Annotated in this window: 14 protein-coding genes, 1 tRNA gene and 1 other RNA gene; 4 read left to right on the top strand and 12 right to left on the bottom strand. The window is 55.2% G+C overall.

The window, feature by feature from the left end; translation table 11 throughout:
- Window positions 1-67: 67 nt before the first annotated feature.
- The 5 genes from recR to C8R31_RS02190 all read right to left on the bottom strand — a co-directional run bounded on the left by recR (window position 68) and on the right by C8R31_RS02190 (window position 3411).
- Window positions 68-664 carry a recombination mediator RecR gene (gene recR / locus C8R31_RS02210; protein WP_107692428.1) on the bottom strand — a complete coding sequence of 199 codons (597 nt, stop codon included), beginning with the start codon at window positions 662-664 and terminating at the stop codon, window positions 68-70.
- 71 nt (window positions 665-735) lie between these two features.
- Window positions 736-1059, bottom strand: a complete 324-nt coding sequence (locus tag C8R31_RS02205) for a YbaB/EbfC family nucleoid-associated protein (RefSeq protein ID WP_181320421.1) — start codon at window positions 1057-1059, stop codon at window positions 736-738.
- Window positions 1060-1074: 15 nt separating this feature from the next.
- The gene (gene dnaX, locus C8R31_RS02200) at window positions 1075-2760 is read right to left on the bottom strand and encodes a DNA polymerase III subunit gamma/tau (RefSeq protein ID WP_107692426.1); all 1686 of its coding nucleotides are present in this window, start codon (window positions 2758-2760) and stop codon (window positions 1075-1077) included.
- Between the two features lie 141 nt (window positions 2761-2901).
- An RNA gene (gene ffs / locus C8R31_RS02195) (signal recognition particle sRNA small type) lies at window positions 2902-3000 on the bottom strand.
- A gap of 334 nt (window positions 3001-3334) precedes the next feature.
- Window positions 3335-3411 (bottom strand) — tRNA-Met (locus C8R31_RS02190).
- Between the two features lie 336 nt (window positions 3412-3747).
- On the opposite strand from C8R31_RS02190, the gene C8R31_RS02185 reads away from it, so the two are divergent.
- Together C8R31_RS02185 and C8R31_RS02180 are read left to right on the top strand one after the other, a co-directional pair.
- Window positions 3748-4677, top strand: coding sequence for a diguanylate cyclase domain-containing protein (locus C8R31_RS02185; RefSeq protein ID WP_107692425.1), 930 nt, complete (start codon window positions 3748-3750; stop codon window positions 4675-4677).
- Window positions 4678-4840: 163 nt separating this feature from the next.
- On the top strand, window positions 4841-5680 hold the full coding sequence (locus C8R31_RS02180) for a response regulator (protein WP_107692424.1): 840 nt from the start codon (window positions 4841-4843) through the stop codon (window positions 5678-5680).
- Here the strand turns inward: C8R31_RS02180 and truB are convergent.
- Genes truB through rimP form a run of 5 tightly spaced genes read right to left on the bottom strand, consistent with a single transcriptional unit; the run spans window position 5675 to window position 11659 of the window.
- Window positions 5675-6628 carry a tRNA pseudouridine(55) synthase TruB gene (gene truB, locus C8R31_RS02175; protein ID WP_107692423.1) on the bottom strand — a complete coding sequence of 318 codons (954 nt, stop codon included), beginning with the start codon at window positions 6626-6628 and terminating at the stop codon, window positions 5675-5677. The two genes, C8R31_RS02180 and truB, sit on opposite strands and share 6 nt — an antisense overlap.
- A 36-nt stretch (window positions 6629-6664) precedes the next feature.
- The gene (gene rbfA, locus C8R31_RS02170; protein ID WP_107692422.1) at window positions 6665-7045 is read right to left on the bottom strand and encodes a 30S ribosome-binding factor RbfA; all 381 of its coding nucleotides are present in this window, start codon (window positions 7043-7045) and stop codon (window positions 6665-6667) included.
- Between the two features lie 29 nt (window positions 7046-7074).
- A complete protein-coding gene (infB, locus tag C8R31_RS02165; RefSeq protein WP_107692421.1) occupies window positions 7075-9699 on the bottom strand; it encodes a translation initiation factor IF-2 in 2625 nt (874 codons plus the stop codon).
- Between the two features lie 17 nt (window positions 9700-9716).
- Complete coding sequence (gene nusA / locus C8R31_RS02160; RefSeq protein ID WP_107692420.1) at window positions 9717-11204, bottom strand: transcription termination factor NusA; 1488 nt, start codon at window positions 11202-11204, stop codon at window positions 9717-9719.
- Between the two features lie 26 nt (window positions 11205-11230).
- Window positions 11231-11659: a ribosome maturation factor RimP gene (gene rimP, locus C8R31_RS02155; protein WP_107692419.1), complete on the bottom strand. Its 429-nt coding sequence runs from the start codon at window positions 11657-11659 to the stop codon at window positions 11231-11233.
- 448 nt (window positions 11660-12107) lie between these two features.
- Here rimP and acs point away from each other — a divergent pair, with 448 nt between their 5' ends.
- Together acs and C8R31_RS02145 are read left to right on the top strand one after the other, a co-directional pair.
- The gene (acs, locus tag C8R31_RS02150; protein ID WP_107692418.1) at window positions 12108-14075 is read left to right on the top strand and encodes an acetate--CoA ligase; all 1968 of its coding nucleotides are present in this window, start codon (window positions 12108-12110) and stop codon (window positions 14073-14075) included.
- A gap of 36 nt (window positions 14076-14111) precedes the next feature.
- Window positions 14112-15134, top strand: coding sequence for an MBL fold metallo-hydrolase (locus C8R31_RS02145; protein WP_107692417.1), 1023 nt, complete (start codon window positions 14112-14114; stop codon window positions 15132-15134).
- 9 nt (window positions 15135-15143) lie between these two features.
- Here C8R31_RS02145 and C8R31_RS02140 read toward each other — a convergent pair whose 3' ends face one another.
- Window positions 15144-15977, bottom strand: coding sequence for an RNA methyltransferase (locus C8R31_RS02140; RefSeq protein WP_107692416.1), 834 nt, complete (start codon window positions 15975-15977; stop codon window positions 15144-15146).
- 239 nt (window positions 15978-16216) lie between these two features.
- On the bottom strand, window positions 16217-16828 hold the full coding sequence (greB, locus tag C8R31_RS02135) for a transcription elongation factor GreB (protein WP_107692415.1): 612 nt from the start codon (window positions 16826-16828) through the stop codon (window positions 16217-16219).
- Between the last annotated feature and the right edge of the window lie 39 nt (window positions 16829-16867).

Below are 16867 nucleotides of genomic sequence, written 5' to 3'. Positions count from 1 at the left end.
CGACAAGGTTTGACGTCGTTCTCTCCGCACGATCATTAAGTTACTGAACCCGGTCCTCAACCCGGTGCTAAACCTCTCGCCGCTCGATCACTGCCTGCGCGAGCGTACCGCTATCCACGTGTTCCAGTTCACCGCCGACCGGCAGCCCGCGTGCAATGCGCGTGACTTTCACGCCCTTGTGGTGCAGCAGCTCGCCAATATAGTGCGCAGTGGCCTCGCCTTCAACCGTAAAATTGGTCGCCAGCACAACTTCCTTCACCATGCCGTCCTGCGCCCGCTTCAATAGACGGTCGAGGTGGATTTCCCGCGGGCCGACGCCGTCCAATGGCGAAAGCCTGCCCATCAATACGAAATACATGCCTTTATAGCAATGCGCCTGCTCCATCATCAGCAAGTCGGCCGGCATTTCGACGACGCATAACAGGGTCGCGTCCCGATGGTGCGAACGGCATAATTCGCAGACGACCTCTTCGGTGAAATTATTGCACTTCTCGCAGTGCCTGATGTGCTCCAGCACATAATCAAGCGAACTGGCGAGTCGCCGAGCACCAGCGTGATCGCGCTGCAGGAGGTGATACGCCATACGCTGCGCGGACCTGGGACCGACGCCGGGCAAACAGCGCAGCGCATCGATCAACTCATCCAGGCTATGGGGCGTTTTCAATCAATTGAGGCCATAAGTATACGGGAACTGCTTGATGCACTCCTGTCGTAGCGCGAGATCAAGCGGCAAGATCAAAACGGCAGTTTCATTCCGGGTGGCAGATTCAAACCCGAAGTGAACCCGGCCATCTTTTCCTGGGTAGTTGATTCGACTCGCCGTACCGCATCGTTTACCGCGGCTGCTATCAGATCTTCCAGCATTTCCTTATCATCGCCCAGGAGGCTGTTATCGATGCTGACGCGCTTCACATCATAACGGCATGTCATTACCACTTTCACCATCCCCGCACCAGACTGCCCCTCGACTTCCACCGAGGCCAGCTTTTCCTGCATGGCTTTCATGTTCTCCTGCATCTGCTGAGCCTGTTTCATCAGATTGCCCAAGCCGCCTTTCATCATCTTATACCTCCACTATTGAATGGGTTTGATCGAAGAAACGATTATTTTTGCGTCAAATTGCTCCACCAGTTCGCGCACAAACGGGTCTGACTCGACGGCTGTGATGGCCTGAGATTGCCTCTCCTGTTTCTCACGATTCTCCAGTTCCGCTGGGGTCATCCCTGTCACCACCCCAACTGAGAACTTTAACCGGATGGGCTTGCCCAGATACGCCCTCAGCGCAGTCTGCACCCTTTCCTGATAGTCTTTGTTCAGCAGGTGCTTATGCGTCTCGGGCACGCAAACCTCGATTTCGTTCGACGCTACACGCTTCACTTCGCTGTTCTGGGCTAGCATTTTCGCCAGGCCGTTCAGCTTCAACTCCTGCACCACCGCTATCCAGTCACCGCTGAACAGGTCTGTGTCAGCGTCCGGTTGCGCTGCGGCTATTTCCACCACTGGCGTTTCCGCGGCTGCCGCTGCTGCGACTGGCTCTGTCGTGACTGGCTTTGCCATTTCCGGCGGCGGTGAAGATTTATCTGTTGCATCGACCCCGCGTTCGATATCGGAACCCTTGGCGCCCGCTTTAACAGCGGGCGCGGGCGGGGGTGGGGATAGGGTGTGCGGGAAATCCTGCGGCATGAAGGCTAGCATGCGCATGAGCGTCATCGTGAAACCCGCATATTCGTCCGGTGCCCTGCTCAAGTCGCCGCGGCCATGGATGGAGATCTGATAGAACAGTTGAATGTCTTCCGGGGTGAATGTTTTTGCCAGCGCAAAAACGCGCTCTCGCTCCGGCGTATCCTCAGCAATAGCCGCTGGCACGATCTGTGCGAGCGCAATGCGGTGCAAAAGTGATCCCAGATCCTGCAACGCCGCATCGAATGAAACGCTATGGCTTTCCATGGCGTCGGCTATTGCCAGCATATACGCACCGTCTTTGCGGGCCAACCCGTCAAGCAGATCATAAAGATAACTCTGATCAATTGCGCCCAGCATGTCGCGCACACCCGCTTCTTCGATCTTGCCCTCCCCAAACGAGATGGCCTGGTCCAGGATACTCAGGGCATCACGCATGCTGCCTTGCGCGGCGCGCGAGAGCAATTGCAGCGAAATCGCATCGCAGCTGATCTGTTCCTGTTCAAGCACGTACTTGAGATGGGCGGCAATCAGGCCCGGTGGAATCTGCTTCAGGTTGAATTGCAGGCACCGGGATAGAACAGTAACGGGAATCTTCTGTGGATCGGTCGTTGCAAGGATGAACTTGACATGCTCCGGCGGCTCCTCCAGTGTTTTCAGCATCGCATTGAAAGCCGATTTGGAGAGCATGTGAACTTCGTCAATGATGTAAACCTTGTAACGCGCAGTTGTAGGCGCATAAAGCGCGTTCTCCAGCAATTCCCGCATCTTTTCCACTTGTGTATTGGAAGCGGCGTCCACCTCGAGCAAATCAACGAAGCGCCCCTCGTCAATTTCAGTACAGGCGGAACATATGCCGCACGGTGACGCGGTAATTCCCGTTCGACAGTTGAGAGCCTTGGCTAAAATGCGCGCGATGGTGGTCTTGCCGATCCCGCGGGTACCTGTAAAAAGATAGGCATGATGCAGCCGCTGTTGTTCAAGGGCGTTGGTAAGCGCCTTGACCACATGGTCTTGTCCGGTCAGTTCGGAGAAGCTCTTTGGGCGCCACTTTCTGGCAAGAACTTGAGTCTGGGACACGATGAATAAAAGAAGAGGCAGTTATTGTCGACGGAGGGCAAGGGCGGATTTGTTGTGCTGACAACTTGAAGTTGGGCAGAACCGGCTCGCTGCCGGCTCTGCTGGTTCTATTGCACCCCGACCATTTTCTCGAACAAAATGGGTGGCGAGCCTGTCCCCCGGCACTTGCAGAAAATAGCTGTGGCTGCTTCCTTCCGGACCTGACCAGGTTCACTACCATGCAATGCGGGGAGGCCCGCCATATAAAGCTGAAAGTACGACACTAATAAATTCCAACCTTCATACTATTGAAAGGTATTGTAACACGCATACCGGCGAGGATAACCTTACGAGCATAGAACGTAGTGGCCAGAGCAAGAATTGCTGATACCGCCCTACGTTAATGTTGCTTACAGAGGTAAGGTTGCTTATACGTAAGATTGCGCACAGGGGCGGCGTTCATTTTTCGTATCCGGGCGGAGTTGCTCCTGATTGAGCAAATTTCCTGGACGTATGTCAGCCATCCGGTTCAGCGAGCTAATACTCTGGAGGGCGCCGTTGTGATTCTCTGAATGAAAATCGGCGTTTTGGAAGTTGGTTGCGGGGGCAGGATTTGAACCTACGACCTTCGGGTTATGAGCCCGACGAGCTGCCAGACTGCTCCACCCCGCGCCAGCATTATACCAGACCAGTTCAAAAGAGCAAATTGCGTTCACGGTCTCGCCAAACGAGCGGCGCGCTGCTCAAACTCTGCACAACAAAATCACTTTTATGGTGCTGTTATGAGAGATAACGCACAGAGGGGGGGTTGAAATAACGGCAAAATAGCGATTTGCTAAGAATAAGCATGAGAAACGGGTAAATCTGTGGTGAGGAATTAACAATACGATAGCGGCCTGCCGACCGCGGCCAGTTCGCCCGACCGTTCTCTCCTTATGAACTCAGGGACATGAATTACCACCTGAATGTCTAATAAGATGAGCAAGGTAGAGATGAAAACATAGTTATATGATCAGCGAAACCGAGATTCATAACGCAAAAATACTGATTGTTGACGATCAGGAATCAAACGTTTTGCTGTTACGACGCGTACTGGAAGTCGCTAGCTATACTTCTGTTTCATTCACGACGGATCCATACAAGGTTTATGAATTGCACCGTCAGAATCATTACGATCTGATTCTGCTTGATTTGAAAATGGCCGGGATGGACGGATTTCAGGTGCTGGAAGCTTTGAAGGAAATCGAGGCAGATGGCTATTTGTCGGTACTGGTCGTTACGGCCAATCCGGATTGCAAGCTTCGCGCACTCCAATCCGGGGCCAAGGATTTTGTCAGCAAGCCGTTCGATATGGCGGAGGTGCTCGCGCGGGTGCACAATTTGCTCGAAGTACGCCTATTGCATCAGCAGGCCCGCAGCTATGCAAAAACCCAGGAATTCATGGCACTGCACGACCCGCTCACGGGGCTTGCAAACCGCCGCCTTCTGGTAGAAAGAGTCTCGCAGGCGATTATTCATGCAAAAAGGAACGGCAGCATCATGGCTGTCGTATATCTGGACCTGGACGGATTCAGGCAAATCAACAACACGTTGGGTCATGATGTCGGCGACCTGCTGCTTAAACTGGTTGCAGCGCGCCTCGTGGCGGCTGTGCGGCAGGAGGATACGGTAGCGCGTCTCGGCGGTGATGAATTTGTAATTGCAATGCCCTATGTAAATAGCATTGATGGAGTGGCTCTTGCCGCGGAAAAAATCATCAAAGCACTATCACAGCCCTATAGTGTCCAGGGCAATGACGTCAGACTGACGGCCAGCGCCGGGGTTGGTCTTTATCCTCACAATGGGAAGGAAGTGAAGACCCTGTTGAAAAACGCAGACACCGCGCTGCTCGAAGCCAAGCAGGCCAACAAGAACACTTATCGTATTTCGCACGGATGAGCCATTAATTCATTGTTTCCTTCCAAGGGTTGTACTTGTGTCCAATTGTTTCTGGTGGAAACACAAATATAATACAGATCAGCTATATAATAACTTTTCGGAACAAGGTGTGTCATCTGAAGACAACCTTCCGAGTTGATAAAGTGCAGTGCACGGGACAATAATGATCAGTAAACCCGAAATTCTCAATGCGAAAATCCTGGTCGTTGATGATCAGGAGGCGAATGTCCGGTTGCTTGAGCAAATGCTGAGTGATGGCGGTTATACCCACATTTCTTCAACAATGAATCCACGAGAGGTGGGTGAACTCTATCGGCAGAACCGTTATGACCTGGTTCTGCTTGATCTTCAGATGCCGGGTATGGATGGCTTTCAGGTACTGGAAGAACTGAAGAAAATCGAAACGCATGGCTATCTGCCGGTACTCGTGATCACCGCCCAACCGGGGCATAAGCTGCGAGCACTGCAAGCGGGGGCGAAAGATTTCGTCAGCAAGCCATTCGACCTGATCGAAGTCCAGACTCGTATTTACAATATGCTCGAGGTGCGCCTCTTGTATAAGCAACTGGAAAATTACAACAAGGTGCTGGAGCAAACCGTGGCAGAGCGGACTGCGGAGCTGCGCGAAAGCGAAGCACGCTTCCGCCGCTTGACGGAACTGGCTTCCGACTGGTACTGGGAACAGGATGAGAAAGGGAATTTCATCAAAGTTTATGGTCCCGTCCTGGATATGCTCGGGATCACAGTAGACAACTTGCTGGGTGAACCAAAAGAAAACGTGGGGGCGCGCTGGAACGAGACTGAGTACACTGTCTTCAAGGCAAACATTGAGGCACGCCGGCCTTTTATCGATTTTGTTTACAGCCGTACCCGACCCGACGGGTCCCAACAATATTTAATGGTAAGCGGCGAACCGATGTTCGACTCTTCAGGCCGCTTTACCGGGTATCGGGGGATAGGAAAAGACGTGACGGACAGCATGCGATCCAAGGAACATTCATAATTTCTGTACGTTCCCTACGATTTTTTTTGGGGCAATATCTCCTCCCGCCGTCACTTCCCCAAGGCCCAGGAAATTCTTTTTCTCGTCATATAGGCGAATCTTCTGCCCTTCCGCGTTGGCTCTTCCAACGCCTGCCACGCTGCGTCCCTGTCTTAAGAATGCCGCTGCCGGAGCCTCCAGCATAACGGCGGGTAGACCTCGCAGCAGCGCGTCCACCGGAAGCAGGCGAGAATCGCGCTCGGGTATCGACATGGCCTCAAGCGCATCCAGCGTATACGCCTGCGACAAATCGAAATCATCGAGAATGGTGCGGCGCAAGGCGGTGAGATAGGCGCCCCCCAGGCCCAGTGCTTTACCAATGTCCTCCGCCAGCGTGCGAATATACGTACCCGAACCACATCTGACCATGATACTGATTTCATTGTCGTCAATGGCCGTCAGGCGCAACTCATGAATAGTCACCTCGCGCGGTTGCCGCTCGATCTCCATGCCTTCCCTGGCGTAGGCATACATGGGCTTACCCCGATGCTTCAGGGCGCTGTACATCGGGGGCACCTGGTTGATCAAGCCGGTGAAACCGCCCAGTACGGTCTTTACTTGAGGCAGTGCGTTTTTCAAACCCTGAGGCGGAACCCCTCCCGCAACTGAAATATTGCCCTCCGCATCCCCGGTCGTGCTGATATATCCAGGTCTCAGCGTCGCTTCATAAGTCTTGTCCGCTCCCAACAAGGCGGAAGAGAATCTGGTCGCATCACCAAGGCAGATGGGCAACAGGCCAGTCGCCATAGGATCGAGCGTGCCGGTATGACCGGCTTTGCGCGCGCAAAAGAAACGTTTGGCAATCTGGAGCGCCTGATTCGAGGATATGCCGCCGGGTTTGTCCAGCAGCAGGACGCCGCTGATTTCGCGCTTGATTCGCACTGGCCGCGCAACTTCGGCTTTCAATATGCGAAATGAATCAGAACCCGGCGATGATGCGGAAAGTCAGCTCTCATCCGGCTTGTTCGCGGATCCTTCACGCGCCACGGCCTCATCAATCAGTTGCGATAGGCGCACCCCGCGCTCGATCGACTCGTCATAGACGAAATGAAGCTGGGGCACCACGCGGAGCTTCAGGCGATGGGATAACTGGCTGCGTAAAAATCCCGCCGCATGCTCCAGTCCGTTACTAATGAGAAAGTTGTCGCTTTCGCTGCGCAGCGTCGTGTAGAAAACCTTGGCGTGCGCATAATCGTGACTCACCTCAACGCCGGTCAAAGTGAGCATTCCGATGCGCGGATCTTTAAGCTCGTTGCGAATCAGATCAGCCAGTTCGCGCTGGATCTGGTCGGCGATGCGCAAGGAGCGGGAATAATCTTTAGGCATAATGCTTCACGCGGGCCGCGCAGCCCGCGTTACAGGCTGCGCGCAACTTCGACGATTTCGTATGTTTCCAGTTGATCCCCAAGCTCGATATCGTTGAAGTTTTTCAGCGAAAGTCCGCACTCGAAACCCGCCCTCACCTCTCGCACGTCGTCCTTGAAGCGCTTCAGGGAGTCCAGCTCACCCGTATGAACCAGCTCACCGTTACGGATCAATCTCACCAGCGAGCCCCGCTTGATGATGCCCTCCAGGACGTAGCAACCCGCCACTGTACCAACCTTGGAAATGCGGAAGACATTGCGAACTTCGAGCAACCCGGTGACATTCTCTTTTCGGTCGGGCGTCATCATGCCGGATAGCGCAGCCTTGATTTCATCCACCGCCTCATAGATGATGCTGTAATAACGCACATCCACGCCAGTGGAGCCGATGAGCTTGCGCGCCACCGTATCCGCGCGGCTATTGAAGCCAATCACAACCGCTTTGGATGCCAGCGCAAGATTAATATCCGACTCCGTAATTGCACCCACGCCGCTATGGATGATGTTCACCCTTACCTCATCCGTGGAAAGCCGTTGCAGCGCATGCGTTAGCGCCTCGTAGGAGCCCTGGACATCGGCCTTGATGATGAGCGCAAGCACCTTGACCTCGCCCTTCTGCTCGAACACGTTTTCCAGTTTGGCTGCGTGCTGTTTGGCAAGCTTCACATCGCGAAACTTGCCTTGACGGAAAAGTGCTATTTCTCGCGCTTTGCGCTCATCAGCCAGCGCCACTACGGCTTCGCCGGCTACCGGCACTTCCGACAAACCCTGTATTTCAACAGGAAGAGAGGGTCCCGCCTGTTCTACCGGCTTCCCATTTTCGTCGAGCATCGCCCGTACCCGGCCATACACCGCGCCGGCAAGCAATACATCACCACGCCTCAGCGTGCCGGATTGCACCAGTATTGTCGCTACCGGGCCGCGTCCCTTGTCCAGACGCGATTCAATGACGATACCTTTCGCAGGGGCATCCTGCGGCGCTTGCAGTTCCAGCACTTCCGCCTGAAGCAATACGCTTTCCAGAAGTTCGTCGATGCCCACCCCAGTCTTGGCGGAAACATTGACAAACATCGTGTCTCCCCCCCAGTCGTCAGGCACTACTTCCTGTGTTACCAGTTCCTGTCTGATGCGCTCCGGGTTCGCGTCCGGCTTGTCCACCTTGGTTACCGCCACCACGAGGGGCACCTTGGCCGCCTTGGCATGGTGGATCGCCTCGATGGTCTGGGGCATCACGCCGTCATCGGCCGCCACTACTAATACAACAAGGTCGGTGACCTTCGCGCCGCGAGCACGCATCGCCGTAAAAGCCTCGTGACCGGGCGTGTCCAGGAACGTAACCATACCGCGCTCGGTTTCGACGTGATATGCGCCAATATGCTGCGTGATCCCGCCCGCCTCTCCGCTCGCGACTCGTGTCCGCCGTATGTAATCCAGGAGCGATGTTTTGCCGTGATCCACGTGACCCATTACGGTAACCACTGGCGCACGTGGTTCTGTTTTAACCTCGATGGCCGGCGCCTCGGTGCCGGCCAGGAACGCTTCAGGACTATCCAGAGTTGCATATTTGGCAATATGGCCCAACTCCTCCACCACTATCATGGCGGTTTCCTGATCCAGCATCTGATTAATCGTGACCATGTTTCCCATCTTCATCAAGGCCTTGATCACTTCAGCCGCCTTGATCGACATTTTCTGCGCCAGCGCTCCGACGGAAATTGTTTCCGGAACCATTACCTCATGGACGAGCGGTTCTGTAGGCGCGGAAAAACCGTGAGGACCGTGGTCGTCGGAGACATGCTTGCCGTGTTTGTCCCTGCGCGTCCGCCATCCCTTGTTTGCGGATAGATCGCCATGGGTCTTGAGCCCTCGTTTTTCGAGGCGTTCATCTTTCCAGACAACCTGCTTCGCCTGTTTCTTTTTCTTGTCCGCCTTCGCCTTGTCTTCGGGTTTGACTACCGGTTTATGCAGCGTCCCTTCGGTTGTGGCAGCCTGCGGCTGAGGCGTCTCAGCCGCCTGAGTCGACGCCGGTGTGGCGGCAGGCGCGGGGACAGACTCAGGCACGGTCACGGGAGCGGCCGAAGCTGGAGCGACTGGCTCTGCTTCCTTGGCTTGAACTGCCGCAGGTCTCTCCCGCAGTTTCTTTTCCCTCAATTCCGCGGTTTGTCGCGCGATTAATTCGGCCTGTCTTCTCGCCTCTTCTTCCCTCAACGCCTGCTGCGCTGCATCGATCACCGGCGTGGGAGCGGGTACGGCAATAGCAGGGGCTGAAGGCGCCGCCACCTCGACGGGCTTGCTCCCCACGGCCGGCTTCTCGCCCAAATCGCCCTGAACAAATACGCGCTTCTTGCGCACCTCGACCTGGATGCTGCGGGCTTTGCCGCTGCTATCCGATTTCTTGATTTCGGACGTCTGCCGACGGGGAAGCGAAATTCTGCTTTTCTCCTCTCGGGTACCGTGAATTTTGCGCAAATATTCGAGAAGCTGTGTTTTGTCCTTCTCGGTCAGACTGTCTTCTGTCAGATTCTTGCTGACGCCCGCAGCCCGGAGCTGCTCCAACAGTACCGTCGGAAGCACGCCCAATTCGCTCGCAAATTGTTCTACATTCGTTTGAGACATTGATAACCTTTTATAACCTATGCCCTATCCGCATCGGCAAACCACGGGGCGCGCGCAGCCATGATCAATTGCCTGGCTCGTTCGGCATCCATCTCCACCATTTCCACCAGATCATCCACCGCCAGATCGGCCAGATCCTCCTGAGTATTCACTCCCTTGGCGGCCAGCTCGCGCGCCGTCTGGCTATCCATGCCCTCCAAGGCTAGCAAATCTTCCGCGATGTGCTCTACTTTTTCCTCGCTGACAATCGCCTCGGTCAAGAGCGCATTACGGGCGCGATTACGCAACTCGTTAACGGTTTGCTCGTCAAATGCGTCGATTTCCAGCATTTCATTGATTGGCACGTATGCAACCTCTTCCAGAGTGGTAAATCCTTCCTGCACGAGTATATCCGCCACCTCCTCGTCTACATCAAGTTTTTCCATGAAGAGCTGACGCAGCACCGAGAATTCTTCCTCATTTTTTGCCTGCGACTCTTCCATCGTCATGATGTTGAGCTCCCACCCGGTCAACTCGGAAGCGAGCCGTACGTTCTGCCCCCCGCGTCCAATAGCCTGTGCAAGGTTGTCCTCGTCCACCACGATATCCATACTGTGCTTTTCCTCATCCACGAGGATGCTGCTGATTTCCGCTGGCGCCAGGGCATTTATCACAAACGTCGCCGGATCGTCGGCCCACAACACGATGTCCACTCTTTCTCCAGCCAATTCGCCGGTTACCGCCTGTACCCTGGAACCACGCATCCCCACGCAAGTGCCGATGGGATCGACTCGGGGGTCGTTGGACTTGACGGCAATCTTGGCCCGCGAACCCGGATCCCTTGCCGCGACCTTGATCTCAAGCAGACCTTCCTCGATTTCCGGCACTTCCAGTTCGAACAACTTAATCAGAAATTCCGGCACGGTCCGGGATAGTATCAACTGCGGACCCCGGACGTTGCGATCGATTTTGTATAAATAGGCCCGCACGCGATCCCCAACTCTCAGGTTTTCTTTCGGAATCATCTGATCGCGCGGTAAAGCCGCCTCAACTCTGCCGGACTCGATAATCGCGTTCCCGCGCTCCATGCGCTTGATGGTCCCGGTGACCATGAATTCCTTGCGCTCAAGAAAATCGTTCAGAATCTGTTCACGTTCAGCATCACGTATTTTCTGAAATATTACCTGCTTGGCAGCCTGCGCACCGATGCGCCCAAACTCGACCGGTTCCAGCACCTCCTCGATGAACTCGTCCGGTTTGATTTCCGGATCACGCTGTATTGCCTCGCTCAACACAATTTGACGGGATGGGTCTTCCACCGCATCGTCAGGCACCACCTGCCAGCGCCGCAACGACTGATAATCGCCAGTCTGGTGGTCTATCGACACCCGCACATCAGCGTCCTCGTGAAAACGCTTTTTTGTAGCGGATGCCAACGCCAATTCAAGTGCGACAAAAACAATGTCTTTCTCGACATTCTTTTCGCGCGCCAGCGCGTCCACCAATAGCAAAACCTCGCGGCTCATGTTCCCTCCACCCCATTTTCCGATTATTACAATTTCGGAACCAGACGAGCCTTTTCAAGATTGCTCAGCTCAAGATCAAGCGTCTTTCCGTCCATTTCCAGCTTTAGTATCCCGTCTTTTACTTCGCGCACAACTCCGACAAAATTCCTCCGCCCCTGCAATGCCACGCGCAGCCGCAACGTAACCGACTCGCCCGAGAAGCGGATGAAGTCAGAAGCCTTCCTTAGCGGCCGGTCCAAACCTGGCGACGATACTTCCAGCCGATCGTAATCAATATTCTCAACCGCAAGCAATCGGCTCAGGTGATTGCTGACCGCTACGCAATCATCCACGCTCACACCGTTGGGCTTGTCGATAAAGACCCGTAACAGTTTCCCGCGCAGCGATCGCTCCAGGTCAACCAGCTCATACCCAAGGCCGGCCAAGGTCGATTCGAGCAATTCATACAAATCCATGGCACCGATACAAACAAAAAATGGGCTGAAAAGAGCCCATAATCGGCGCCATTTTAGCAAAAATTTACAATTAATGAAAGCTTATAAATTGTTGCGGTAGCGCAGACTTTTCACAGGCACATCGAGCAAACGTTATCCACAGTTATGTCCCGCGCCGGTCCGCCATCCCAGTCCTCAATCGCTTGCTAGGTCGTATTCATACTGATTTCTTATAACCGTTAGAGCATCGTGGTGCCAAAGAAGTTTACCCTACGGCTGGGGAAATACAACTTCACGCTCACCCTCGCGCCGAGATCCCTGTTGCTTTCCTGCTACCCGGACAATACATGCCCCACTATCACGCTATTTCTTGGACGCCGTGCCGGCCCAATAAGAGATTCCTTCGTCTGTGGATGATACAATTTCCTTTCACGATCATCAGAAAAGAAAAACCCACCGGAGCCGCGTCGTGTCAGCGATAAAATCCATTTTACATGAAACCCGGGTATTCCCCCCTAGTGCGGAGTTTGTAAGTCAGGCTAATCTGAGCGGCATGGAAAGCTACGAGGCTCTCTGCGCTGAAGCGGAACGAGATCTGCCTGCGTTCTGGGGGAGGCTCGCGCGCGAACACATCGCCTGGCGGAAGCCATTCACCAGAGTGCTAGATGAGAGCGATCACCCTTTTTTCAAGTGGTTTGACGATGGCGAATTAAACGTCTCGTTCAATTGTCTCGACCGTCACTTATCTACCCAGCCGGATAAAATCGCGATCATCTTCGAGGCGGATGACGGCACGGTCACCCGTTGCACGTACCGGGAACTCTATCAGCGGGTCTGCAGACTGGCCAATGGTCTCAAATCGCTGGGCATTCGCAAGGGCGACCGTGTCATTATCTACATGCCGATGAGCATTGAAGCCGTGGTGGCGATGCAGGCCTGCGCCCGTATCGGTGCGACGCATTCAGTCGTATTTGGCGGTTTCTCCGCCAAAAGCCTGAATGAACGCATCCTCAATGCCGGCGCGGTGGCGGTCATCACCGCTGATGAACAACACCGGGGCGGCAAGATCAACCATTTGAAAGCGGCCGTGGATGAGGCGCTTGCAATGGGTGGAGCCGAAGCGGTGAAGACAGTCGTCGTGTATAAGCGCGGCAGCGGCAACGTATTATCCGCACTCTCTCGCGATGTGTGGTGGCACGAGCTGATCAGCAATCAGAGCGATGACTGCGAACCCGAATGGATCGATGCCGAACACCCTTTATTTACACTTTACACCTCTGGTTCGACGGGCAAGCCAAAAGGCGTGCAGCATTCCTCCGCCGGGTATCTGCTGGGTACGATCGTCAGCATGAACTGGATATTCGACTATAAGCCCAATGACATTTTCTGGTGCACCGCGGACGTAGGCTGGGTCACCGGACACAGCTACGTCACCTATGGCCCCCTGGCTGTCGGCGCGACGCAAGTGATATTTGAAGGCGTCCCCACCTATCCCGATGCCGGGCGCTTCTGGCGGATGATACAGGACCACAAAGTCACGACGTTTTATACCGCGCCCACCGCCATTCGCTCGCTGATAAAACTTGGCCCCGAGCTGCCGGGCAAATATGATCTTTCCTCGCTCCGACTGCTCGGTTCGGTGGGCGAGCCGATTAATCCGGAGGCATGGATGTGGTATTACACAACCGTGGGCCAATCCCGCTGCCCGGTGGTGGATACATGGTGGCAGACGGAAACGGGCTGTCACATGATTGCACCGGTCCCGGGCGCGGTGCCGCTAAAGCCCGGCTCCTGCACTTTGCCTCTGCCAGGCGTCATGGCCGCGATTGTGGACGAGGCGGGTCACGACGTGCCCAACGGCAGCGGCGGGTTTCTTGTCATCAAACGCCCCTTTCCCTCACAGGCCCGAACATTATGGGAGGACCCGGAGCGATTCAAGAAATCATACTTTCCAGGGGAACTGGGCGGTAAATATTATCTGGCCGGGGATTCAGCGAATCGAGATTCTGATGGATATTTCTGGATTATGGGGCGCATCGACGACGTTCTAAACGTCTCTGGACACCGTTTGGGCACCATGGAGATCGAATCGGCGCTGGTCGGAAACCCGCTGGTCGCAGAAGCGGCAGTCGTGGGTAAGCCGGACGATATCAAGACCGAAGCCGTCGTGGCGTTCGTCGTATTGAAAGGCGCGCGGCCCGAAGGTAAGGCCGCTCAGGATATCGCGGCTGAGTTGCGGAGCTGGGTTGCAAAGGAAATCGGGCCGATTGCCCGTCCGGATGAAATCCGTTTCGGGGATAATCTGCCAAAAACCCGGTCCGGCAAGATTATGCGTCGCTTGCTGCGCACACTGGCGAAAGGCGAGGAGATAAACCAGGACGTCTCCACCCTGGAGAACCCCGCCATATTGGAACAACTGAAACGCGCGATCGCGTAGCAAGCGTGTTTTTCCGCTGAATCAAATATACAGTACATGAATAACGACTTGCCCGCAGGGGCGGAAATGGGCGCCAAGTCACATCCGTCACCTCCATCGCATCCCCCCGTGCCCCACACCACCGATTATGAGAATGGTGTCAGCGCCATTGATGCCGACTATCTGCGTAGAGGACTCGCCGCTATTCACCTGATCCAAGAGAACGGTCAGGCGGCGTTGGTGGATACCGGAACCTCTTCTTCCGTTGCAGGGGTGATGAACGCGTTGCGGGAAAAAAATCTTACTCCCGCGGATGTCGCCTACGTGTTCCTCACCCACATACATCTCGATCACGCTGGCGGCGCGGGTGAATTCATGCACCAATTTCCGAACGCCAGACTCGTGGTGCATCCCCGGGGCGCGCGGCATATGATCGATCCCGCCAGGCTAATCGCAAGCGCCACAAGCGTGTACGGCGAAGCGGAATTTAGACGCATATACAGCACTATTCGCCCCGTGGATCCCAACCGCATTATCGAAGCACCCGATGGGTTTCGCCTCGACCTCAATGGCCGCCCGCTGCTTTTCCTCGACACACCCGGTCATGCGCGTCATCACTACTGCATTCTCGATGAGCGATATCAGTCCTTTTTTACCGGCGACACGTTCGGGATCTCTTATCGCGAATTCGACGTGGACGGTATGGAATTCGTCTTTCCGACCACCACCCCGGTTCAGTTTGACCCCGCCGCCGCCCATGCATCGCTGGAGCGGCTCATGAGTTATCACCCCTCATACGCTTTCCTGACCCATTACGGGCGCATTGGGCATCTGGCGCGCCACGTCGCCGAAATGCACGATCTGATCGATGTGCACGTAACGCTAGCCCTGAAACTTCGTGACTACGGCCCCGAAAGATTGGCAGTGCTGACGGAGGAACTTGGCGCATTGCTCCTTGACCACATCATCAATCACGGCTGCAAATTGCCCGAGGAAGAAATTCGCAGCCTGCTGGACCTGGACGTCAGGTTGAACGCGCAAGGCCTGGAGAACTGGCTGGACCACGCCGGGGCAAGGTAGTCGAATCATCTATCCGTCTTGTCGGCCGTTGTGTCCCGTTGTGTCCGTAGGCGCTTCGCTCATTTGCCTCACCCTCTCAAAAAAACACACCGCGGCGGCGGCCGCGGCGTTCAGCGACTCCGTGCAGCCCCGCATGGGAATAACGATCTGGTCGCTGGCCGCTTGCAGCAGCGCATCAGAAAGGCCCATCCCTTCGTTGCCGAATACGAACGCCACCGGTCCGGTCAAACACGTCCGGTAGAGGCTGTTCTTTGCCCTGAGCGAGGTGGCGATCACTTTGCCGCTGAACGTCCGCGCCACGCTCGCAAGGTCGGATTGCTCATGTATCCGAACCAGAAAATGCGCGCCCATTGCGGCACGCAGCGTTTTCGGTGACCAGACATCGGCACAGCCGTCCGAAAGATAGATATTGCTTGCGCCCGCAGCGGCCGCGGAGCGCAGTATCGAGCCAAGGTTGCCCGGGTCCTGTATGGCTTCGAGCAGTACCCAAAAACTGTCTTCCTCGCGTTCGGGCAGCAACCCTTGCGCGGGAATGTCCACCAGCGCGATGACACCGGTGGGTGTCTTTACCGGCGAGACTGCGCGAAACAACGCGTCGCTGAGCACAATTACACTTGCCTCTTCTTCATCCTGTTCCGCCAGTAACTGTTTGATCTCCTTATTCCGGTAGCTCGACTCGCTCACAATCAGGTTTTTCGGCCGCCCCAGCGCAAGCCGGTACGCATGGATCAGATGAATGCCGTCGAGTAGCGTTAAGCCTGTTGCTCTGCGCTGATGCGCCGACCCTGCCAGCTTGACGAGCTGCTTGGAAAAAGCATTATCCCGGGAGGAAATGAGTTTCACGTTTCTGGTGGCAATGGCAGCGGGTTATAAATGAGCGCGACCGATAACTGGAATTGAAGCACTGTCTAAAGGCGGGAATTAGAGGACGCGCCTCGAAGAGGCAGCGCAGACCGCGCTGGGTAGTACCCAGGCTGCACTAAGGGAAGTGCATCGAACCCTGTTTCCCGATTCTCATACTACCTATGCTGGCAAAAAATCGCGTTTCCAGCACAGGAAGCACCAGTTGCTGAAAGAGTCATTCACCGTTGTGCATCCCCATTCGCTTTTCCAAACGGCTCGATTGGAATCGTACGATATCTGACTTGGAGGATTTCAAGCTCTTCAGTTCCTCCCGGTGCGTGCAGGGTCACCACGGTGCCTTCTTGCGCCTTAATCAGTGCTCGCGCCATGGGAGAAACCCAGCTGATATATCCGCGAGAGGTGTCAATTTCATCGACTCCGACAATTGAAATGGTTTTCGCTTCACCTTTCTGATTCGCAAACGTGACGGTAGCGCCGAAGAAGACCCGCGTTTCATCGTCACGCGGTGCGGCCGGGTCTACGACTTCAGCGATGTCCAGTCGCCGGGTAAGAAAACGAATGCGACGGTCGATTTCACGCAGACGTTTCTTACCGTAAATATAATCGGCATTCTCCGAGCGGTCGCCGTTTGCAGCCGCCCACGCCACGGTTGCAGTCACCTGGGGGCGCTCCTTATTCATCAGCCATTGAAACTCGTCCATCAGGCGTTGGTGCCCTGCTGGGGTGATGTAGTTTTTGCTCCCCGCAGGCAATGGCGGCAGGGGACTGTTTACCTCCTCTTCCCCGAAATCGTTATCCGGCTCGGTTTCTTTGGTAAACGCCTTGCTCATATCCTGCTCATCCGGTGGAGCACCTTTCTTTGCCGGCAA

Origin of the sequence: Nitrosospira sp. Nsp2 (genome assembly GCF_003050965.1) — a bacterium.
Lineage (GTDB): Bacteria > Pseudomonadota > Gammaproteobacteria > Burkholderiales > Nitrosomonadaceae > Nitrosospira.
The sequence above is the reverse complement of the archived record's forward strand: the minus strand, read 5'-3'. Positions and strand labels throughout refer to the sequence as shown.